We start from the raw sequence: 21,877 nt of genomic DNA, 5'->3' as shown, positions 1-21,877 counted from the left end.
CCATCCTATCCCAACTTCTTCCTCAACCACCTCCTAACCGGCTCGTCATACCATTTTAAGGCGGCATAGGCCAATGCGATGGCGGTTATTAAAATGAGTAACGCGTAAGGCCATACCTGCGCAATGGTTATGCCTTTGTGGTTGCTTATCCAGGCTACGTAAAAATATACCAGCGGGTAATGTACCATGTAAAGCGGATAGGATATATCACCTAAGAATTTGCAAACTTTACTTTCTGTTTGTGACTTTATAACCCCGCTCGCGCCAATGTACACGATAAGCGGGAAAACGATAATGATACAAACAGATTCGTAGAGCCCGTTCATCCACAGGTATTCGGCACCGCCAATGCGCGGCATATAAAGTACGATTGCTACTAACAAACTGCACCATAAAAAGGCATTTTTAATCCGGGTGGGCTTTGCTAAACGCGAAAGCAACAGCCCGGCAAAAAAAGGAAATATTGTACGGGTTAGCCCGATGCGTACCTGGGGTATATTCAGCGTCCAGCCACCGCTAACGTCGCCGTTGGTTATGGCCATCTGCGCGAGCGCTATCGCAGCAATAACTACGAAAACACTTAATGCCGTTTTTGAGAATTTCCTGATCCAGACTGCATAAAGTATGTTGGCAATATATTCAAAGAACAACGACCACCCTACACTGTTCAGCGGGTGCATTTCTTCCCAGCCGCGTATATCGAGTGATAAAGGCACAGGCAGGATGGTATACCCTACCAGCATAACCAGCAACATCTTCCATACCGGGATAGTGTGAATAAGCGGCCATAGTGTTGAATCGGTAAAATAGAACCCGACAGCGCCCAGGGTCATCCCCAAAACCACCATGGGCTGCAAGCGTTCGATACGGCGTTTAAAGAAAGTACCAACAGTCATTTTAGGCCAGCGGTCATCGTAAGCGTAACCGATCACAAAACCTGATAACAAAAAGAAAAAGTCAACGGCCAGGTATCCGTGATTGACCAGCTTATCCAGGTTGCTGGTTGATAATGGCTCGCCCAGGTGAAAGGTTACAACGATAATGGCCGCCACACCGCGAAGGCCATCTAATATAGGGTAGTGCGGCTTGGTAGCTAAGTCGTTTTTATTCATTAAAAATCTATATATAGAGCATGCATTTAAGCCGCAAATGTATTATTTGCCCTTACAGCTGCTTTACAAAAGCAAACCCAGCAACACCGTTTGTGTACGTTGGCATGATAAGGCTATTTTTATTGGAATTTTTATCGTGGAATAATTTATTTCTGAATAAAGGATAGATCAAATAAGCAGCCTTTGTAGAGAGTATACCCACTCCCGCCCCTGCAACAATATCGCTGAACCAATGGTCGCGGTTGTAAACACGCAATATGGCCGTTGCGGTAGCAAATGAATAACCCGCTATGCCATACCATGGCGACTTTTCGGAATATTCCTGCGCCATAAACTCGGCTGCCGCAAACGCGTTAGCGGTATGGCCGGATGGGAACGAATAACTATTAGACCCATCAGGACGAAGCCGGTGAGTCACCTTCTTCAAAGTAAAAGTAGTAAATGACATTATACCTACCGACATGCCGTACAATATCGTTCTGTCTACGAAAGTGTTTTTACCTTGTACACCCGCCAGGTTTAAACCATAAACCATTGCTGCGGGTGCATATTGGAGATAATTCTCGATATGGTTATGAAAGTTCGGGTGATCTTCCTGCATATCGTTATAAACATGTATATCCACATCTCTTATCGGCTTTACAAATAACGATAGCGCACCGTAGGTGACAAACACAGCAGGCGCGATATATGAAGCCGCCTTGCTCTCCAGGTGTCTTACAGTGTCGGGTAAAGCTAATAATTTGGCTGAGTCTATCCTTGTGCTATCGGATGTTTGGGCGTTAACATTAAACCAGGTAATGCTTAACAACAGGACGATTATTTTTTTCAATGAGTGTTTGATATAATATCTGTTATAAATTTAAAACCATTTTTCGGCGGTAACGCCATACGTGAACAGCAGGTTTTCGCTGTTTGTACGATTTACGCGATTATAGTTAAGTGATGTGGTAAGGCTGAGCCATTTTTGCAATTTAAACGAAAGACTTGTAGTAGATCGTATAATATAATCGCTTTGCTGCTGCATTGAGTTTTGCAGAAAGTTAGAGCCGTCGATCACCACCCTGTCTTTAATATTAAACCTGAACTGCAAACGCAACGAATTACGGTAGGTTTGATACACGTCGCGTTTATTATTTGCCAGCATCAGGTCGCTGGAATCAAATAATACACCATCGCTTATATTGAGATAAGTATTGGCGCTATCGAACAAGCTATAGGCTATACCGGCCCCTGCAAGTAACTGATTATTTATTTTTAAAGAATAGCTGGTGTTGTAATTAACCAGGCCCCAGTAAAAAAAATGAGGGATGCCTTTATAAAGATTGAAATCCAACGCGGTAGAAAAATCATTGTTGCTAAGGTTGCCGTTTTGCTTGCCATATATCCAGTTGTTGCTAAAATTTAATGATATATCCTTCTTTTTAATGTTAAATCTAAACGCGTTGTTAAGCAGATATGCCGCACCATCGTTAGTTTTATTGATAGAGCCGGACGACTGGAAAGCAGTATGATAATGCGTGCTGTCGTTAAATTGCGCGTAGGTACTTTCAAAAAAACAGGTTATTGCGGCCGTTAATATTAAAAGTTTAATGCAGGTTGCAATTTTGGTCATATGAAGCGGAAAGTCATTGCTTACGTATTTTATCCCTGATGTTTTCTTATTTTGATAAACACAAGCTTACTGGTTGGGCAGTTGCTTTTATCGTCTACGCTGTTTATAGGTACTAAAACATTACCTTCGGGATAATAGGTAGCGGTGTTACGTTTCGGAATATCGTACGGCACGATGATAAACAGGCGGGCAACACGTTCGATACCATCATAGTGGTTAAACAGGTCAACTTGATCTCCTGCAGAAAAACCCGCTTCTGTTATATCTTGAGGATTCATAAAAATAACCCTTCGCTCGTTATGGATGCCGCGGTAACGGTCGTGCAGCCCATAGATAGTAGTGTTAAACTGGTCATGGCTTCGTATCGTGGTCATCATATATTCATTATCGGCCATTTGCTTAACCGTTAGTTGCGTAATGCTGAAAGGCGCTTTGTCCTTGAACTTCGCGGATTCATATTTTCCCTCGCGTGGCCCGTTCGGCAGATAAAACCCACCGGGAAGGCGTATACGCTGGTTGTAATTCTCAAAGCCGGGTATCACTTGTGCTATTGCATCGCGTACAGCATCATAACTATTGGCATATTTGTCCCAGTCAATAACGGTGCGGTTACTTAAAGTGGCTTTTGCCAACTCACAGATAATTTGTGTTTCGTTTAGCAGTTCTTTTGATATAGGCTCCAATATCCCTTTTGACGACTGCACCACCCCCATCGAGTTTTCGCAGCTGATAAATTGATCTTCGCCATTAACGATATCTTTGTCGCTGCGCGAGAGTGTTGGCAAAATGAGCGCTTCAAGGCCGTGAACTAAATGGCTGCGGTTAAGCTTGGTAGAAACCTGCACGTTCATTTCCAGTTTGCGCATAGCCCGGGCAGTAAATGCAGTATCGGGTGTAGCCGAAAGAAAATTGCCCCCCATAGCAAAAAATACCTTCAGTTTGCCCTCGTGCATGGCCTTTATAGCCTCCACTACATCATAACCAGGTTCGTACGGGGGAGTGAAGCCAAATACTTCTTTCAACCTGTCCAACTGTTTCTTTTTGGGCTTATCCCATATTAACATGGTGCGGTTACCCTGTACATTACTATGCCCGCGAACGGGGCATAAACCCGCCCCGGCTTTGCCAATGCTGCCTTTAAGCAGCACCAGGTTTAGTATTTCCTTAATAGTTTCTACGCCGTTTTTATGCTGGGTAATGCCCATAGCCCAACAAATGATGATCTTGCTTTTATGCTTTATCATTTCGGCAGCCTGCCTAACCTGTTCAACCGGTACGCCGGCCGCGGCACATAAAGCGTCCACGTTAAAGTTTTTTACGCGGTCAATAAACTCGTCATAGCCAACTGTGGTGTTAGCTATAAACTCCCGGTCGAAAACCTTGCCCGGTTCCTGTTGCTCGGCATCATACAAAAGCTTTTCTAAGGCTTTAAGCAGCGCCATGTCGCCGTTGATCTGCACCTGTAAGTATAAATCGGCCAGTTGGGTACTAAATCCCATAACGCCTTTAACCGTTTGCGGATTTTTAAATGCCATTAGCCCGGCCTCGTGCAGCGGGTTAATGGCTATTATTTTTGACCCTTTCTTTTTGGCTTTCTCCAAAGCGGTTAGCATCCGTGGGTGATTGGTGCCGGGATTTTGCCCCATAATGATGATCACATCTGCAGAGTAAAAGTCATTGAGGGTTACTGTACCCTTGCCAATGCCAATGGTTTCGCCTAAAGCTACGCCGCTCGATTCGTGGCACATATTTGAGCAATCGGGCAAGTTATTGGTGCCGTATTCGCGCACAAACAACTGGTAAATAAACGATGCCTCGTTGCTGGTACGACCCGAAGTGTAAAACGCCGCTTCGTTTGGCGACGCGAGTGCATTCAGCTTATCTCCAATTTTACGGAAAGCATCGTGCCAGGTAATTGGCAGATAGTGTGTACCACCTTTTGGCAGGTACATAGGCTGTGCTATACGGCCTTTTTTGCCTATCTCCATATCATCCAGCCTGGCCAGGTCAGTTATAGAGTTCTGCGCAAAAAATTCGGGCGTCAGCTTTTTTGTAGTGGCCTCTTCGGCCAGGGCTTTTGCACCATTCTCGCAATACTCGGCCAGGGGCGAGCGGTCGTCATCAGGATCCGGCCATGCGCAGCTGGGGCAATCAAATCCGCCTTTTTGGTTCATGGTAAACAATGCCCCGGCCCCGCGCGTAGCACCTGTTTCTTCAAAAATATCTTTTAACGCCGCAGCTACAGCCGGCATTCCTGCCGCCCACTTTTTGGGTTCGGTTACCTTCAAATGGCGCAGTTCTTCGGGATTCAATGCCGCTGGTTGTTCGTTTTCATCATTCATGACCTTGAAGCAGCTAAAGGGTTAGGATAATTATCACTTTGGTCTTCGTCAACATTATCAAGGCAGGTAAAATCTTTTTCAACCAATAAATGCAAGGCGTCTGTTTTGTGTTCGAAACCCACCTGGTCGGTGCCTGTCCACTCGTTGGCTACCGTTTCAGGAACCAGCACGGTAATAATATTATTTTTGAAGGATGCCGATAGCAGGCTTCCGGGGGTACGTTGCAGAACATAAGTGAGCGCATCATCACCTATGTGTACTTTCTCTTGAAAAATACCCTCGCGCGCAAATGCTGCTACCTCACTGCGCGTAAGCCTGTATCGTAGTCCGTTATTTTTTATACGTATCTTCATAAGTAGGTTTTAAAATGCGCTGCGGCGCTGTATAAACGTTAAATCGTTGCCCGCGTAAAAAGCCGGCCAGGGTAATATTAAACTCCTGCGCCAGTTGTACAGCCAAACTTGATGGTGCGCCAACCGCTGCAATAATATTGATGCCGGCCATTGCAGCTTTTTGCACCAATTCGAAACTGGCACGCCCGCTCAACAGCAAAACCGAGTTGTTTAACGGCAAAGTATTTTGATCGAGCGCTGCGCCGATAAGCTTATCAAGCGCGTTGTGCCTGCCTACGTCCTCCCGAACGATTAGCAGTTCGCCGGCGGTACTAAACAGCGCCGAGGCATGTAAACCGCCCGTATCGGCAAATACCTTTTGATGTTCGCGGAGCGTATCAGGTAGCATTGTCAACAAGGCTGCATCAATTGCGTTGGCATCTGTTCTATCGTTATTATAGCTGCTCACGGTGCGGATAGCGTTTATAGATCCTTTACCGCAAACACCACAGCTTGATGTAGTGTAAAAGTTGCGTTCGGTATTTTGCAGGTGCGGAACAATGTTTTCGGCAAGGCTAACTTGTATCACATTTTCGCGATTTTCAGCGCAAGCTATAAAGCAATGCGCCACCTCCTTTATATCCGAAGCGTTTTTGATGATGCCTTCGGTAAATAAAAAACCCGTGGCCAGTTCGGCATCGTTGCCGGGCGTGCGCATGGTAACCGAAATGTTCTGCACTTTACGGTCGGTGACAGGGCCGTATTCCAGGCGGATCTCTAAAGGCTCTTCAATAGCAACAGCGTCGTTAAGGGCTTCGCTTTCGCCATAGGTAAACCTGGTGACCGGTATTTGTAAAACAGCATTGGCAGCCATATCCAAATATACAATTTAGCATAAAGCATTGTTCTTTATTTTGATACAACTAGATGGGTTATTGATGATATGAACAAGATTGTTGCATATTTGCGTTATGGAGATAACTGTGCTTGCATTCGGCATTGCCAAAGATATATTCGGGGCTTCAACGGTGAGGGTTAAATCAGAGGACGCTACAACTACCGGCCTCAAAGCCTCCCTGGAACAGGAATACCCGAAGTTAAAACAGCTTGCCAGTTATATGGTCGCAGTCAACAATGAGTATGCACAGGACGGGTTAATCATCACTGAACGTGACGAAGTAGCGATAATACCGCCGGTGAGCGGCGGATAATACTTCTAGTAATACTCTTTGAAAAGAGAACTTAAACCCTCTTTTCGAACGGTCGCGGTTCACTCAAATTCAAGAAAACTAAATGCAAACCGATATACAAATACTTTCTACGCCCTTACATATCCAATCATGCATTGACTGGGTGATGTCTCCCGATACTGGCGGGATAGATGTTTTTATTGGAACAGTAAGGAATGCCACAAAAGGAAACAGAGTATTAAAACTTGAATTTGAAGCATATGACAATATGGCTATCAATGAAATAAAGAAGATAATTAAACAGGTATCTGAAAAATGGCCGGTACAAAAAGTACTTGTACATCACCGTACCGGCACTTTACAGGTTGGGGAGGTGCCGGTAGTTATAGCCGTATCTGCCGCGCACCGCGATGCGGCATTTCAAGCCTGTCGCTATATCATCGATACCCTTAAACAAACCGTACCTATTTGGAAAAAAGAGTTTTTTGAGGATGGTGAAGTTTGGGTAGCAGCGCATCCGTGACCGGGATTTTTACATCACGCGTCATTGCGAGGAGAGTAGAGACGTGGCAATCTTCGACAGAAAAGTCGGCAACAAACATGTAGAAGATTGCCACGCTATCGCTCGCAATGACACTCTTTTTACCAACCGCCCAAACCACCCTCCAGCGAATAAGCCTTAATACCCGGCAATTGTTGTTGAAGCAATTTTACAGCTTCTCCGCTCCTTTTGCCTGAGGAACAATAAAAAACGTAGGTCTTTCCCGGCTTAAATTTATCCAGGTTATCTTCTAATTCATCCAGTTCAAAATGCAGGCCACCGATGTTGTATTCATCCCGCTCCTGGTCGGTGCGAATATCAACTAATTCAAGTGTGTTATTCTCCAACCCAGCCTTGGTTCCTTCAGCAGTTATGGTTAGAATATTGGCGGTTTGTTGTAAAGCGGTAATATTGGTTTTGGTCGATGTACCTATTTTGATGATACGGCTTTGCATGGTTTGCGCATCGAAAATCAATATTTTGCCTGCAAGCAGTTCGCCAGTGTTGGTTAGGAACTTTATCACCTCGTTAGCCTGCATACAGCCAATTATCCCTGCGAGCGTAGGGATAACCCCGCCGACGGCACAATTAGGCACCTGTGTGGCATCTACCTGCGGAAACAGGTCGCGATAATTGGGTGAGCGGGTGCCGTCAGGATTAGACATATTCCACACGGCAACCTGCCCTTCATATTGATATATCGCACCATAAACTACCGGCTTCCCCGATAGCACCGCAGCGTCGTTCAGTAAATACCGCGTCTCAAAGTTATCTGTGCCATCAAGGATAACATCATAATCTTCAATAACTTCCATTACGTTTGCAGAAGTTATTTTTTCTGTATGTGGCAACAGCCTGATACCCGGGTTTTGCTTTTGTAAACGCTTGCAGGTTATTTCCGCCTTTAACATTCCTACGTCCGGTGGGGTATATAGCACCTGCCTGTGCAGGTTACTGATGGATACTGTATCAAAATCAGCGATCCCTATTGTACCTATACCACTTGAAGCAAGGTACTGGGCTGCGGGGCAGCCTAAACCCCCAGCGCCTACCACAAGTACTTTTGCCTGCTTCAATAACTGCTGGGCGGCCTCGCCAAAACCCGGCAATGCCACCTGGCAACTATATCGCGAGAGGTCAGGATGCATTAGTGGTGGTTATTTTTTGGTCAATGATCCGTTTTATTCTATCCAGTTCTTCAGGTGTATTCACATTGGCCAGGGCATCAGGCGGGGCTGGTTGCAGCAGCGTAATATCACTATTGATAAGTACTTTACGCGGGCAGGAATATCCCTGTGCCAAAAATTGAAGTAAAGTTGGATAACTCTTTGGCTCATAAATAGTTATCAACGGTTCCGGGAAGGCGTTTTGGTCGCTTTTATAAGCGGTAGCTATGGTAGCTGTATTGCGGTTAGCGATCAGATGCTGCAATACATCCTCGTTTATCAAAGGCAGGTCGCAGGCTACAACTAACCATGCCCTATCGGGATGCTCCCGAAAGGCCGACAGGATGCCGCCTAACGGACCGAGATTAGTAAACGTATCCGGCAGACTTAAATAACCTTTATCAATTTGCTGTTGCTGATCAATATCCCGGCAGGAAATAAAAACCTCATCACAATATCTTTTCAACAGATCGGCCATGTGGTAACGCTGCTCTTTACCATACCAGTTAACCGCGCCTTTATCGTAACCCATGCGGGCGCTTTTGCCGCCGGCTAGAACCAAGCCGTTTAACACTGGCCTGGCTTGTTGCAATTTATTTTTGAAGAAATTGATGATCTGCAGGGTATCATCATTTAATTTTAGTGTCTGTATCTTCTGCCAGTTAGGTAAGGCTTCCTGTATAAAGTCGGGTACCTCGCTTGCGTTATCGGCAAATAAGAACAGTTCTACATTGCTTAATTGATCTAAACGCCTTTGCAGTGACGCCCTTTTGTTGATATCAATTATTACGATTTGTGCCTTTGCCTGCTGATGGTTGCCGTTTACCAGCACCATATCCATACCCGAAAACAACTCGCGCTGTGTAAATGGCGTTAAGGCAGCCTTATAATTCAACTGACTATGGTTAAGCTGATCGATATATTCAAGCGCCGCGCCGCTTGCCAGTTTGCCGGGCATACCTATCATATCATCTTTATGTGAGGTATCGGCGTAAGCACATTGGTATTGAGGTGATAATGCCGTAATGATCTGGTCGGCAAGGAATTTAATAACGGTGCAGGGCCCGCCCAGTATTGCCCATTCATTACGGCCAAAATTGCCCATAGCAGGCCGGGCAATAGCGCTGTGCTTTTTATGATCGTTTAAAGTCACGTTTCCCTCCCGTTTTTGCTATCAGTTTGGTTTCTTTAATGACGATATCGTGGCTCATGGCTTTGCACATATCATATACCGTGAGCGCCGCTATTGAGGCACCAACCAGCGCTTCCATCTCAATACCGGTTTTAGCGGTAATAGTTGCTGTGCACTCAATTACCACTTCGTTGTTTTCAGATAACTCAATAGTTATCTTGCAATTATCCATACCCAACGGATGACAAAGCGGTATCAGTTCGCCGGTTTTTTTGGCGGCCATGATACCAGCTACGATAGCCGTTTGAAATACCGAACCTTTTTTGCTCTGCAGTTCGCCATCTGCCAGGTGCTGTAAAACTTCGGCAGGTAGCACCATAACACTTTGCGCCGTGGCCGTACGGTATGTAACTTGCTTTTCGGATACATCCACCATGGCGGGGTTATTTTGGCTATCTAAATGACTGAGCATATCTTAAAAATTTATTACCGGGAAAGCCTCTCCTGCCTTAAACACACTGCGTTCCATGGGCAGTTCCATAAAAGCGTCGGTATCAGCTAAGTTAGCAAAATCACCCGAGCCGTTGCCTTCTACAGGTTCAGCAGTTATTATCCCTTGTTTTGTAAAGTTAAGTTTTACCTGCAAAAAGTATTTTAGCGGCGGCGTAAAAGTTACGTCTTTAGTTAGCTGCGCATACACAGGAGGTTTTCCTGATATACCAAGACAAGCGTTCAGCCACAGCAAAAAATAACGGTGCAGGCACATAAACGTTGCCACCGGATTGCCGGGGAATGCGAACACCAACACGCCATTGCTATGCCTGCCAAACCAAAACGGTTTGCCGGGGCGCTGCGATACTTTATGAAACAGTTTTTTTACCTGCAGATCTTCTAATGCCTGCGGTATGTAGTCGAACTTACCCATGCTTATGCCACCACTTAGCAGTATTACATCGTAATTTTGCAGGCAGTTTTGTATCTGTTGTTTGGTGATATCAGCGTCCTCTGCAATATGCTCCATATCTGCATTTATGCCATATCGCTTTAAAACAGCTTTAATAGTATAGTTATTTGATCGTCTGATCTGAAAATCAGACGGCGTATCGGCAACATCTACAAGCTCATCCCCCGATGATATGATCACCACCCTCGGCATAGTTTTAACGCGTAACATGGGCTTGCCTGCTGATGCAGCCAAACTTATAATAGCGGGCGTTATTACCTGGTTTGCGGCAGCAACCACTTCATCCTGCTTCTTATCTTTTCCTTTTTGATGGATGTTTTGCCCCGGTTTTATATCGATGGTTAAAACCTTTGCCATACCATCTGATATAACAACATCCTCGTATCGAATGACAGTATCAGTGGTTGATGATAATGCCGCTCCGGTCATGATCTCAATACACTCGTATACGGTATCAATATTAACAGGTTCATCGCCCGCCGCCTGGGTAGCTTTTATGGCAAATGTGGTGATACCCTTTTCAATTGCCTCATATGCTATCGCGATGCCATCCATAGTAACCCGGTTAAATGGCGGCAGATCACGGTCGGTTTTTATATCTTCAGCCAGTACACGGCCTAAAGCCAATTCAAAAGGAACGGTTTCGTTACCATAATCATTTAATTGGTCGAGTATAAGTTGCTCGGCTTCTTCTACCGTTATCATATAATACCTTGTTAACCGCCAATGGTGGCCATAGATTCGTGAAAGTTAGGGTTTTCTAACCGCTTTTGCTCGGCTTGCCAGCCGTCCTTTTCGCGGGTATTAAATGTGCGGCGTAAGGTTTCTTCCAGTTCTGCGTCCTTTACACCCAGGCGCATCAAATCTTTAATATTTAATACGCCATCATCATAAAGGCAATTTTTTAAAATACCCTGCGGCGTTATCCGTATGCGGTTACAGGTGCCGCAAAAGGTACGTGAATATGCGGCGATGACACCTACGCTACCCTTATGCCCGGGTATTTGATAATTATAGGAAGTTGAGTATTGTGGGTCAGGCGTTTTTTGGATGTCAGGAAAAGCCTGGCGAATCTCCTCGAAGATGCTTACATAATCCCACACAATGCCGCTATAGCTATGTCCCTCGCCGTTAAATGGCATTTCTTCAATAAAGCGCGCACTCACCGGCAATTGTCTGGTTAACTCCACCAATGGAATGATATCCTGCGTGTTTTTACCGGCCATTACCACGGTGTTTATCTTTACATCTATATCGTGCTTTAACAGTTGCTCCATGGTTTCCATTACCGCGGCAAACTCATCACGGCGGGTAATGGCAAAAAAGCGGTTAGCATCCAATGTATCCAGACTCAGGTTTACGGAGCGCACGCCTATCTGTTTTAATTCTTCTACGTAGGGCGCGGTTAAAACGCCGTTGGTGGTAAGGGTGAGTTCTTTTAAACCATCCAGTTTTGATAGGGCTTTAAGCAGCTGCATAATATCCTTGCGCACAAATGGCTCGCCACCAGTTATACGTACCTTTTCGATGCCCATTTTAACCATCAAAGTACATATGTGCAGCATTTCTTCGTAGCTCATCAACTCTGTTCGCGACAGCCAGTCTAAGCCTTCTGCAGGCATGCAATAGAAGCAACGCAGGTTACAGCGGTCGGTAACAGCCAGCCGCAGGTAGTTTATTTTTCGTCCGTGGTTATCTAAAAGCAAATGATGTTTATTTTGTTAACCCCGGCAATGAGCTGGAGTTTGGTAAAGGTAAGGATTACAAAGCTTTTTAATTGTTGTTAATGTGGCTAATAAATGGCTTCAGAAACTTATTTTTGAAGAAAGATACTTAGTGAAGGAATTAGAGGACATAGTACAGGCATTTGATGCCGCGCAAAACGCAGGCAGACAGAGCGCGTTGGCAACGGTAGTGCATGTAGAGGGTTCATCGTACAGGCGTGCCGGTGCGCGTATGCTTATCACCGATGATGGACAGCTTACCGGTGCTATAAGCGGTGGCTGCCTGGAAGGCGATGCGCTACGCAAAGCCCGGCTGGCCATGGCCCGCCAAACACCCATGTTGGTTACGTACGATACTACCGACGATGATGACGCAAAATTTGGTGTCGGGTTAGGCTGTAATGGCATTATTCACATATTGATTGAGCCGGTAAATGTTGTTTCGCCTAATAACCCTATAACCTATTTCAGACAGTTTTTGAGTGAACGAAAACCGGTTGTACTTATCACTGTTTTTGCCCTGAACGATAAACAAGCGGCGCAACCCGGTACCTGCGCCTTAATGACCGAAGATGGAAAAGTAACTGGCGCCTTTCCGGATGGTATAATTGAAGATGTTATTTTAACGGATGCTGCCGATGTGCTAAAAAAGGGCAATTCGGTTACCAAAACTTACATTTACGCAAGCAGGTTCACTTGTTTTATCGAGTTGCTTCAACCGGCTGTATCGCTGGTTATAGTTGGGGCCGGTAACGATGCCATACCACTTACCCAACTGGCCGGCGTTTTAGGCTGGCAAATTACAGTTATAGATGGCCGGGCAAATTATGTTGTGGTAGATCGTTTCCCCAGGGCGCATACCTTAATAGTAAGCAGGCCTGACCAGGCTTTGGCTAAACTTCATTTAGATAATCGCACCGTTTTTGTGCTGATGACCCATAACTACAATTATGATAGGGAGATGCTGAAACAGTTACTGCCACTGCAATTGTCATACATCGGCACGTTAGGCCCCAAAAAGCGCCTTATTCGTATGATAGAAGAACTTCAGCAAGATGGCCTTGATATAACACCTCATCAATTAAATAGCGTTTATGGCCCCGCCGGCTTAGACATAGGGTCGGAAAATGCCGAGGAGATCGCTTTATCTATCATTGCCGAGATTCAAGCAGTTTTAATGAGACGGAACGGGTTGTCATTGCGATACAAAACATCTGCCCGCAGTACTCAAAACCTGCAAATGGTACAGAGCCCGTTACCCACAGATGCTTAAAGACCATGATAGCCATTGTTATCCTAGCAGCAGGTGCATCTACACGGATGGGTTCACCAAAACAAAATTTGGTGTATAAAGGTCAAACACTTTTACAACACGCTATAGCTAACGCTTTATCTGTTACCAAAACGGTGATGGTTGTTTTAGGCGCTAATCGCGGGGATATCGAATATTCCATCAAAGATCAGCCGGTTAATATCCTGTATAGCTCCAACTGGCCCGCGGGGATGGCTACATCCATCAGCCTTGCGGTTGAAACATTGCTTCGCGACTACCAGACTGTAAAATCCATAATTTTCATGCTTTGCGATCAGCCGTTTGCTGATAAAATGCTATTAAAACGATTAATCACGGTCGCCCGGGATGATACTAAAGGCATTGTTGCATCAGCATACAACGGTACGGTTGGTGTGCCGGCTTTATTCAAACAAAAGTATTTTCCTTATCTGCTGGCTTTAAAGGGTAAGGAAGGCGCCAAAAAACTTTTGCTGCAACATGCAGATGATGTATTAGGCGTGCCATTCCCGCTGGGGAGTGTTGATATTGATACGGTGAAAGATTGGGAGAAGTTAACCAATACAAACCTGTCTTAAACAAAAAGAGACGCTTAAATATCGCGTCTCTTTTTTTAAATTGTCGGGTTTCTTTATTTGACTACCGAAAACTTATAGATAGATTGTGTTTTATACGTTTGTCCCGGTTTTAATTCGGTCGAAGGGAATGTAGGCTGGTTAGGCGAATCAGGATAGTGCTGGGTTTCCATAGCGAACGAGGTACGAAACTCGTCCTTTTTACCACCCTTCATCACGTTTTGTGCCTGCATAAAGTTACCGCTGTAAAACTGTAAAGCAGGTTCTTCGGTAAAAATTTCCATTTTGATACCGCTTTTGTCGCCAATAACGGTGGCAACCGGCGTGGTGATATCATGCTGACTTAATACAAAATTATGATCGTAGCCTTTGCCGTCTTTTAACTGCACGTTATCGGTATTGATTCTGGCCCCAATGGTAGCAGGCTTTGTAAAATCGAAAGGAGTACCGGCAACGGCCTCTATTTTACCTGTTGGAATAAGCGTGCTGTCTACCGGGGTATAATTATCTGCATTGATCTGTACCACATGATCAAGTATGGTGCCGCTGCCTTCGCCATTCAGGTTAAAAAAAGCGTGGTTGGTTAGGTTAACAACGGTGTTCTTATCGGTAGTCGCCGAGTAACTTACCTTCATGGCGTTATCATCGGTAATCTGGTAAGTGACTTTCACATTAAGGTTGCCCGGGAAACCGCCCTCCATATCTTTGGCCAGGTAACTTAGCTCTAAGGTAGCGCTGTCTGTCTGTTTGGCATCCCAAACCACCTCCTGAAAACCTGGATGGCCGCCGTGGAGCGTGTTAGGGCCATTATTGGTGGCTAAAGTATATTCTATGCCGTTCAATTTAAACTTGCCTTTCGCTATACGGTTACCGTAACGGCCTATGGTAGCGCCATAATAAGGTTCTTTTGAGTTGATAAAGCCATCCACATTCTCGAATCCTAAAACCACGTCTGTCAGCTTGCCATTCTTATCGGGCACTAAAAGGCTTACTATGCGTCCACCATAATTGGTAACAGCAGCCTCTACCCCATTTTTATTTTTTAGGATGTATAAATGAGTCTGTTTGCCATTAATGGTTTTTTCGAACGCTGATGCCTGTGGTAAATGTGGTGTAGTAGCGGTACTGTCTGTCATGATAGGTGTATTTTTTTTAGCAGATTGGTTGCAGGCGATAATAAGTAAACTGCCTGCTACCACGAGTGCCAAATTTGGTTTATTAAGTGTATTTCGCATAATATTTTGTAATTATTGGTTTACTTTCTTTGTGATGGTATAGGTAAAGCAACGCCTTCTTTAACCGGTTCGCCAAAATTTGGCGAGCCGTCTTTGTTCCAGGTAAACTTTTGCATTCGCGGCGAACGGTAGCCACCGCAACCTTGCCCTGGTTTTGAATTGGCGTGATACAATATCCAGTCTTCCTGCCCATCAGGAGATTTGAAGAACGAGTTGTGCCCGGGCGCATATACGCTATTCTTAGCAGACATTCTAAAAACCGGCTTCGCAGATTTCTTCCAGGAACGTGCATCAAGCAAATTGCTGTTTGCCGACGCAGTAAGCATACCCAGTGCATAAAAGTCTGTCCAACAGCCGCTGGCTGAGTAAATCAGGAAAATTTTATTATTGTGCTTTAATATCTCGGGGCCCTCGTTAACATTAACATGCGGTGGGTTGTTGGCGTCGTGCAGGTCTCCGTATTTTTCCCACTCATATAATGGGCTGGATATTTTCACTCTGTTACCATCAACCGTCCATGGGTTTTTCATTTTGGCAATATAAATATCCTGTTGCCCGTTCTCGTCACCTTCCCATCCGGCCCATATCAAATAAAGCTGACCTTTGTGACTAAATACCGAACCATCTATAGCCCATTTATCTGATGCGTCGCTTAGTTTGCCCTTTAATGTCCACTCACCTTCCATAGGGTCGGCCGAAGCATTTTCCAATACATATAACCGGTGATGGTTGTTGTTGCCGTCGTCTGCAGCAAAATACATATACCACTTATGGTTTATGTAGTGCAATTCGGGCGCCCAAATTTCTTTAGAGTATAAGGTATTTGCAGGCGGTGTCCAAATTGTTTTTTGCCTGGCGGTTTTCAAATCCGCCAAGTTTTTGGTCTTCCATATTACCAGCTTATTTTGCAGCGAATTGGTGTAATAGTAATACCCTCCCTGATATATAACCCATGGGTCTGCGCCGGACGGAAGCAATGGATTGGTAAATGTTTTTTTGTACTGGCTAAATGCGGGTATAGCAAGCAACATGAGGATAAATAGCAAAAAGTTTGAGGTTTGTCTCTTCATATCATCATCTTAAAACGCCAAAACATCCGGCCCTAATACCGCGCTGTTACAAATGTAGGTGGGCACTATGCCGGTGGCCGCTATGCGGTTGTCCGCATCGGCGGGTTGTGTATTCCCAGTTAAAACCAATACCGTGTCAAGCCCAAACTTGTTACCTCCGATGATGTCGGTTTGAAGCGTATCGCCGACCATTACTATCTGTTTTTTGCTTATCTGGCGGTAATCGCGTATCAGGTCGTAAGCAAACATAAACATCTGCGAATCGGGCTTGCCAAAACGAATAAACTGTTTGCCTACTATAGCTTCTATCATGCCGGCAAGGCCCCCGATGGCGATGCCTACATCATTTTTTGATACCGGATAGGCGTAATCAGTGTTGGCCACGATAGCCGGTATAGTGCGTTTACGCAGCAGGTTAACCGTTTTATTCAGGTCGTCGCACCAGTCGAAGCCTTCATCGTCCATAAAAACCAGCACATTAACTTTATCAATATTGGTGCTGTTGATATCGCGTACCGGCAAGGTAGCCAATCCGGCGCTTTCCAGGTAATGTGCAGAATCGTCGGTACCCAGATATGCTACTATGCCATCGTTTACTTTTAGATCAAGATATTCCTTGGTTAGCATGCCCGAGGATATGATCCTGTCGGCAGTCACTGTATACAAGCCCTTGTCATGATATGATTGTGCTAACTGGCCGGGGCTTCGCGATGCATCGTTGGTTACTATGTAGTATTCTTTTTTTTGTGATAGCAGGTAATCAAATGTCCGCTCTATGCCCGGGACCAGGCCGCTATGGGTTTTTAAAACACCAAACGCATCAAAAAAAATAATTTCGTAACGGTCAATTATCGATTTAAAATCTTCAATGCGCTTCATTTACTCTTTTGTGTTAACGGGCAGCAATATTGGTATGCAAACGTTTAGTACTATAGGAAAATGCTAAAATATAAATGTTTGATAAACATTTATAACGTTAATCTACTTTTAATTCAACCCCAGTGCTTTAATTATTTTTTCGCCATCAAATTCCCGGTCAACCGATGGTAAATATATTTCCAGCGCTTCGGCCTGCAGTTTTTTAGCGTATTGTTCATTAAAAAAGTATTTGCCGTCTTTAATCACGTAATTAAGGATAAAAAAACGATAAGCTTCTTTTAAAAACCGTATTTCGTCGGCAGTTACAGGGTTAACCCGATGATATTCTTTCAGAAAGGTGATAAACCTGTCCTCCATCATTGGCCCTATCACATAACTGAATACCGTGCGATCGCCGGCATCAGATACTACACGGCTAAAAAAGTAAAAATCGAGCAGGCGATAACTCATCCTGAACCAATCATAATCCCAGCGCGAGTAGAGCTCAAGATCGGGCGTCACCGAAAAGTTCCCGATATTCCAATCGATAAAAACCGGTATGATCTCGAAAGATTTCATATCGTACCGTGATCTGTTCTTTAAGAACTCTTCACAATGGTGTTTTAATAGTTCAACCTGGGCGGGTGTGCCAAATTTGCTTCCGTTTTTATCCAACTGCCGCTGCAGATCATAAATATCTGTACGCAATGTTTTTGATGATTTAGGTAAAACGTTTTTTACCCGCGAACAAGCTTTATGAAATTTACCTAATTGTATACCCAGCTTTTTTATCTGTTCATCGTTAAGGCGGCGCGGAAGCCTGTTTAAAATGCGGGTTGGATTGTAAAAAACGACCCACGCGTCATCTTTACCGTGTTTATAACGGTACACATATACCCGGTTGTTCTTCAAGAGTGACTTTGATAACAGGTTCTCGAACGGGTAAAGTAAATTGTTTGATAAGGATTGAATGATACGATGATCCTCTTTGAAATGTTCAAACTTCCCAAAAAACGAAAGTTTGGCAATAATAATATCTTCGTCATCAAACGTTATGCGGTATACATGGTTTGTAGACACCATAGCGCTGATATCCTCGATATCCCTTATGGTTTTTGATTTATCGTAGCCTTCCCAGGCCGATTTTATAATTAGATGAAAGTCCATTACCGGGATTAAGCTGATTTTAGCTATTTGCAGGATTTACGGTCCTGTTCTGTTTTTTTCGATTACGATGTTTAATTTACGGGGCTAATATAGTTTATATACTTTCAAAATACCTCTTCAACTCCCAATCGCTAACGCTTTTGGCATATTGGCGATGCTCCCATATGCGGGTGTTGGTAAAGTGCTGTACAAAACCCTCTCCAAAAAGTTCGTTGGCAATATTAGAATTTTGCATGGCAACAGCTGCATCGTACAAACCGGTGTGCAGAACGCCATTGCTTTTATCCTGATAGCCGTTACCTGTAGTTGCAGTTATATGCAGCTTTAATTTGTTTTTAATACCGTATAAGCCTGACGCCAACGCAGCGGCTATAGCCAGATAGGCATTCGTATCGGAACCGGGGATGCGGGTTTCTAAACGGGTGGACGATTTTGACGAGTTGATAACACGCATGGCTGTTGTGCGGTTATCTATACCCCAGGTTATAGTGGTTGGAGCCCATGCACCTTCTACCAGGCGTTTATAACTATTAACTGTTGGCGCATACATAGGTAGCAAATGCGGCAAACAATATAACTGGCCTGCAAGGTATTGTTTAAAGGTTTCGCTCATTTTGCCGACATCACCATTGTCATAGAATAAATTATCGGACTGGTCACTACTCCATAAGCTTTGGTGGATGTGACCTCCGCAGCCAGGCAGGTTCTGGTTCCATTTGGCCATGAACGACGCGGTTATGCCATGCCTGGCAGCTATATCTTTAACTGCCGCCTTAAATAAAACAGCTTTATCAGCTGCATCTAAAACGCCGGAGTGGGTTATAGCGGCTTCGTAAACCCCGGGTCCGGTTTCGGTATGCAGGCCTTCTATCGGTATATTAAATTGAGTCAATAAATTAAAAAGATCGTAATAAAACGCATTGTTTTGCGAAGTGCGCAATATGGAATAACCAAACATACCCGGCGATAAAGGCTCAAGATTGGTAAAGCTTTTTTGCTGTAACGTTTGCGGCGTTTCTTTAAAATTGAACCATTCAAACTCCTGCGTAAAAGCGGCATGGTAACCCATATCTGTGCATTCACCTGCAATTTGTTTCAGCAAGCTACGCGGACAAGCTGCGACAGTATCGCCTTTAGGACCGGTGAAATCAGCCAGAAAAAAAGGGATATCCGCTTCCCACGGAACTGTACGGAAAGTACTAAGATCTACATAACACTGCCTATCCGGATAACCGCTATGCCAGCCGGTAAGGTTAACATTGTCATAAGTTGCATCGCCGCTGTCCCATCCAAAAACAACATCACAAAAACCGTAGCCATGCTGTAAGCCATCTATAAACTTTTGGGTGCTGATAACTTTACCCCGCAGTATACCATCGATATCAGCAAATGCGAACTTTACTTTGTTGACATTATTTTCTCTTAAATAAGTTATAGCCTGTTCGGGATTCATGGGTGATGATATAAAAATGCCAATTTAAGCAAGATAACTAATAAGTAGCATAAATTACCGCCGTATAGTTTGCGTTGATCATTCTTTAAAGGAATTATCAATGCAAAAAAAAATCCCCCGGTGTTAACACCGGGGGATTTTAGGGGTATAACGAGATTATATTTTAGCAGACTTCACAGTCTTTATAATAACAGCCGCTACTTTATAAGGATCGGCAGCCGAGTTAGGGCGGCGATCTTCAAGATAACCGCTCCAGTCATGATCAACAGTATATAACGGGATACGGATAGAAGCTCCGCGGTCAGATACACCATAGCTGAAATCGGTTATCGAAGCGGTTTCGTGTTTACCTGTTAAGCGCAACTCGTTATGGGCACCGTAAACTGCAACACACTCATCAACCGCCGGGCGGAATGCTTCGCAAATTGCGGTAAATGTTTCTTTGCTGTTTGCTGTACGTAAAGTGCTATTTGAAAAGTTAGCATGCATACCAGACCCATTCCAATCTAAGGTACCTAACGGTTTGCAATGCCAGTTTATAGCTACACCGTAGCTTTCGCCTATTCTTTCTAAAAGGTAACGAGCAACCCAAATTTGGTCACCTGCTTCTTTAGCGCCTTTGGCAAATATCTGAAACTCCCACTGACCGGCAGCCACCTCAGCATTAATACCTTCAACGTTTAAGCCTGCTTCTAAACAAGCGTCTAAGTGCTCCTCTACAATGTCACGACCAAATGCATTGTTAGCACCTACCGAGCAGTAGTATGGGCCTTGCGGTCCTGGGTAACCACCTTTAGGAAAACCAAGCGGTTTATTTGTTTCAGGATCCCATAAAAAGTACTCCTGCTCAAATCCAAACCAAAAATCATTGTCATCATCTTCGATCAAAGCGCGTCCGTTCGACTCATGTGGCTGCCCTTTTGAATCTAAAACCTCGCACATAACCAGGTATGCATCTTTACGTTGCGGATCCGGGCAAACGTAAACCGGTTTTAAAACGCAATCTGAAGAACCGCCCGGTGCCTGCTCTGTTGACGAACCATCAAAGCTCCAGTTATCCAAATCTTCTACTTTACCGCTAAAAGATTTAACAATTTTTGTTTTACTGCGCAGGCTTTGTGTAGGTTTATAGCCGTCAAGCCAGATGTACTCAAGTTTAGTTGCCATTTTTAATGATTAGTTTGAATTTTTAAGTTTTTTATTATCGTTAATTGCAATATCATTTACATTTCCAGTGCGAATTTAAATTATTTTTATAAAATTCATATAATTGTTGATAAATTTTATAAAAATTAACAACTAAATCAAATTTTAAGAGTCAAAATGCGCAATTGAGAGGATTTTATGTTCGCATTATAACCTTTTCAACCGAAAATTATGAAATAAAAAAGCGGGGGAACTATTTGCTGCTCCCCCGGTTATCTTGTGGCGATAAGTTACATCAATTACTCGAAGCAACATTCCAAAAGCACTTTTGCCTAATCATCTTTAAGCCCGGGTTATCAACTTTTACTTCAGTTTTTCCTTTATTTACCTCAAAAAAAAGTTTAGACGAGCTATTGTCGTAAATAAATGAAGCGATTTTGGGATCCCGCGCACTTTTTTCCATAATATCCACCTTTAAGCCATTGGTGGCCGGGCGCTTATTGGTAGTATCCTGCGGCTGCGAGCTTTCAACCCAGTTTACCTTGTAGGTAATGTCTTTCGCCTGTCGTGATGCGACAAGGCTTTTGTAATCTGTTGTTTTTTGAATGATATCTAACAGGCATTTAACACAAGGCTCCGCCACAGTAGCATTGCCATAGTTTTTTTGTGGATTGTTTATTACACTGTCCTTTTTGCCATTTACGGTAACGGCGGTTTTAGCGATATCGTTAGAAACCGGTTTGGCTTTATGGTTATTGCACGATATACTTGCTATACATAGTGATAAACCTATTATCAGTATTGGCTTTTTCATGATGGTGGCTGTTTAACGTTAAACACCGTTAGCGGTATTTTGTGTTTACATGCTTAAGGTTGTGTGGTAAGTGGTTCTATATAAAATTTGTACCGTTATTGTATTTAGCAGGGGTTTAATGGGTGATTTTGCAATATTTTTTACTAAAAT

Annotated in this window: 22 protein-coding genes; 4 read left to right on the top strand and 18 right to left on the bottom strand. The window is 44.0% G+C overall.

What is annotated here, in order from left to right; genetic code table 11:
- Positions 1-5: 5 nt before the first annotated feature.
- The 6 genes from GWR56_RS16390 to fdhD are packed head-to-tail and all read right to left on the bottom strand — an operon-like array spanning position 6 to position 6,275.
- On the bottom strand, positions 6-1,112 hold the full coding sequence (locus GWR56_RS16390) for an acyltransferase (RefSeq protein WP_162432289.1): 1,107 nt from the start codon (positions 1,110-1,112) through the stop codon (positions 6-8).
- Positions 1,113-1,164: 52 nt separating this feature from the next.
- On the bottom strand, positions 1,165-1,944 hold the full coding sequence (locus GWR56_RS16385) for a phosphatase PAP2 family protein (RefSeq protein ID WP_238395253.1): 780 nt from the start codon (positions 1,942-1,944) through the stop codon (positions 1,165-1,167).
- Positions 1,945-1,974: 30 nt separating this feature from the next.
- A complete protein-coding gene (locus GWR56_RS16380; RefSeq protein ID WP_162432288.1) occupies positions 1,975-2,727 on the bottom strand; it encodes a DUF481 domain-containing protein in 753 nt (250 codons plus the stop codon).
- 29 nt (positions 2,728-2,756) lie between these two features.
- On the bottom strand, positions 2,757-5,069 hold the full coding sequence (locus tag GWR56_RS16375) for an FdhF/YdeP family oxidoreductase (RefSeq protein ID WP_162432287.1): 2,313 nt from the start codon (positions 5,067-5,069) through the stop codon (positions 2,757-2,759).
- Entirely contained in the window at positions 5,066-5,422 is a 357-nt protein-coding gene (locus tag GWR56_RS16370) for a hypothetical protein (protein WP_162432286.1), read from the bottom strand. Before GWR56_RS16370 ends, GWR56_RS16375 begins: the two co-directional genes overlap by 4 nt.
- Complete coding sequence (fdhD, locus tag GWR56_RS16365) at positions 5,400-6,275, bottom strand: formate dehydrogenase accessory sulfurtransferase FdhD (protein ID WP_162432285.1); 876 nt, start codon at positions 6,273-6,275, stop codon at positions 5,400-5,402. The genes GWR56_RS16370 and fdhD overlap by 23 nt, the downstream gene beginning before the upstream one ends.
- A 97-nt stretch (positions 6,276-6,372) precedes the next feature.
- Here fdhD and GWR56_RS16360 point away from each other — a divergent pair, with 97 nt between their 5' ends.
- Positions 6,373-6,612: a MoaD/ThiS family protein gene (locus GWR56_RS16360; protein ID WP_162432284.1), complete on the top strand. Its 240-nt coding sequence runs from the start codon at positions 6,373-6,375 to the stop codon at positions 6,610-6,612.
- 82 nt (positions 6,613-6,694) lie between these two features.
- Positions 6,695-7,114, top strand: a complete 420-nt coding sequence (locus GWR56_RS16355; protein ID WP_162432283.1) for a molybdenum cofactor biosynthesis protein MoaE — start codon at positions 6,695-6,697, stop codon at positions 7,112-7,114.
- A 119-nt stretch (positions 7,115-7,233) separates the two neighbouring features.
- Here the strand turns inward: GWR56_RS16355 and GWR56_RS16350 are convergent, their stop codons facing one another.
- From GWR56_RS16350 to moaA, 5 genes are read right to left on the bottom strand one after another with little or no spacing between them, the layout of a single operon-like run.
- Positions 7,234-8,280 (bottom strand): HesA/MoeB/ThiF family protein, encoded by a 1,047-nt coding sequence (locus GWR56_RS16350; protein WP_162432282.1) that lies wholly within the window; start codon positions 8,278-8,280, stop codon positions 7,234-7,236.
- Positions 8,270-9,451, bottom strand: coding sequence for an NTP transferase domain-containing protein (locus GWR56_RS16345; RefSeq protein ID WP_202925340.1), 1,182 nt, complete (start codon positions 9,449-9,451; stop codon positions 8,270-8,272). Before GWR56_RS16345 ends, GWR56_RS16350 begins: the two co-directional genes overlap by 11 nt.
- Entirely contained in the window at positions 9,432-9,902 is a 471-nt protein-coding gene (gene moaC / locus GWR56_RS16340; RefSeq protein WP_162432281.1) for a cyclic pyranopterin monophosphate synthase MoaC, read from the bottom strand. The genes GWR56_RS16345 and moaC overlap by 20 nt, the downstream gene beginning before the upstream one ends.
- A gap of 3 nt (positions 9,903-9,905) precedes the next feature.
- The gene (locus GWR56_RS16335) at positions 9,906-11,099 is read right to left on the bottom strand and encodes a molybdopterin molybdotransferase MoeA (RefSeq protein ID WP_162432280.1); all 1,194 of its coding nucleotides are present in this window, start codon (positions 11,097-11,099) and stop codon (positions 9,906-9,908) included.
- Between the two features lie 11 nt (positions 11,100-11,110).
- Positions 11,111-12,100 carry a GTP 3',8-cyclase MoaA gene (moaA, locus tag GWR56_RS16330; protein WP_162432279.1) on the bottom strand — a complete coding sequence of 330 codons (990 nt, stop codon included), beginning with the start codon at positions 12,098-12,100 and terminating at the stop codon, positions 11,111-11,113.
- Between the two features lie 82 nt (positions 12,101-12,182).
- On the opposite strand from moaA, the gene GWR56_RS16325 reads away from it, so the two are divergent.
- Both GWR56_RS16325 and GWR56_RS16320 read left to right on the top strand, forming a co-directional pair.
- Positions 12,183-13,391 (top strand): XdhC family protein, encoded by a 1,209-nt coding sequence (locus tag GWR56_RS16325; RefSeq protein WP_238395252.1) that lies wholly within the window; start codon positions 12,183-12,185, stop codon positions 13,389-13,391.
- A gap of 5 nt (positions 13,392-13,396) precedes the next feature.
- The gene (locus GWR56_RS16320) at positions 13,397-13,987 is read left to right on the top strand and encodes an NTP transferase domain-containing protein (RefSeq protein WP_162432278.1); all 591 of its coding nucleotides are present in this window, start codon (positions 13,397-13,399) and stop codon (positions 13,985-13,987) included.
- Positions 13,988-14,040: 53 nt separating this feature from the next.
- Here GWR56_RS16320 and GWR56_RS16315 read toward each other — a convergent pair whose 3' ends face one another.
- The 7 genes from GWR56_RS16315 to GWR56_RS16285 form a co-directional block, all read right to left on the bottom strand.
- Positions 14,041-15,219 carry an aldose epimerase family protein gene (locus tag GWR56_RS16315; RefSeq protein ID WP_162432277.1) on the bottom strand — a complete coding sequence of 393 codons (1,179 nt, stop codon included), beginning with the start codon at positions 15,217-15,219 and terminating at the stop codon, positions 14,041-14,043.
- 20 nt (positions 15,220-15,239) lie between these two features.
- Positions 15,240-16,289, bottom strand: a complete 1,050-nt coding sequence (locus tag GWR56_RS16310) for a family 43 glycosylhydrolase (protein ID WP_162432276.1) — start codon at positions 16,287-16,289, stop codon at positions 15,240-15,242.
- A 9-nt stretch (positions 16,290-16,298) separates the two neighbouring features.
- The gene (locus GWR56_RS16305) at positions 16,299-17,168 is read right to left on the bottom strand and encodes an HAD-IIA family hydrolase (protein ID WP_162432275.1); all 870 of its coding nucleotides are present in this window, start codon (positions 17,166-17,168) and stop codon (positions 16,299-16,301) included.
- 108 nt (positions 17,169-17,276) lie between these two features.
- Complete coding sequence (locus GWR56_RS16300) at positions 17,277-18,314, bottom strand: hypothetical protein (protein ID WP_202925339.1); 1,038 nt, start codon at positions 18,312-18,314, stop codon at positions 17,277-17,279.
- 94 nt (positions 18,315-18,408) lie between these two features.
- Positions 18,409-19,767, bottom strand: a complete 1,359-nt coding sequence (locus GWR56_RS16295) for a glutamine synthetase family protein (protein WP_162432274.1) — start codon at positions 19,765-19,767, stop codon at positions 18,409-18,411.
- 156 nt (positions 19,768-19,923) lie between these two features.
- Entirely contained in the window at positions 19,924-20,934 is a 1,011-nt protein-coding gene (locus tag GWR56_RS16290; protein ID WP_162432273.1) for a glutamine synthetase beta-grasp domain-containing protein, read from the bottom strand.
- A gap of 274 nt (positions 20,935-21,208) precedes the next feature.
- Positions 21,209-21,727 (bottom strand): hypothetical protein, encoded by a 519-nt coding sequence (locus tag GWR56_RS16285; RefSeq protein WP_162432272.1) that lies wholly within the window; start codon positions 21,725-21,727, stop codon positions 21,209-21,211.
- Positions 21,728-21,877: the final 150 nt, after the last annotated feature.

Origin of the sequence: Mucilaginibacter sp. 14171R-50 (assembly GCF_010093045.1) — a bacterium.
GTDB lineage: Bacteria > Bacteroidota > Bacteroidia > Sphingobacteriales > Sphingobacteriaceae > Mucilaginibacter.
Note: the sequence above shows the minus strand (reverse complement) of the source record. Positions and strands in the feature narration are given on the sequence as shown.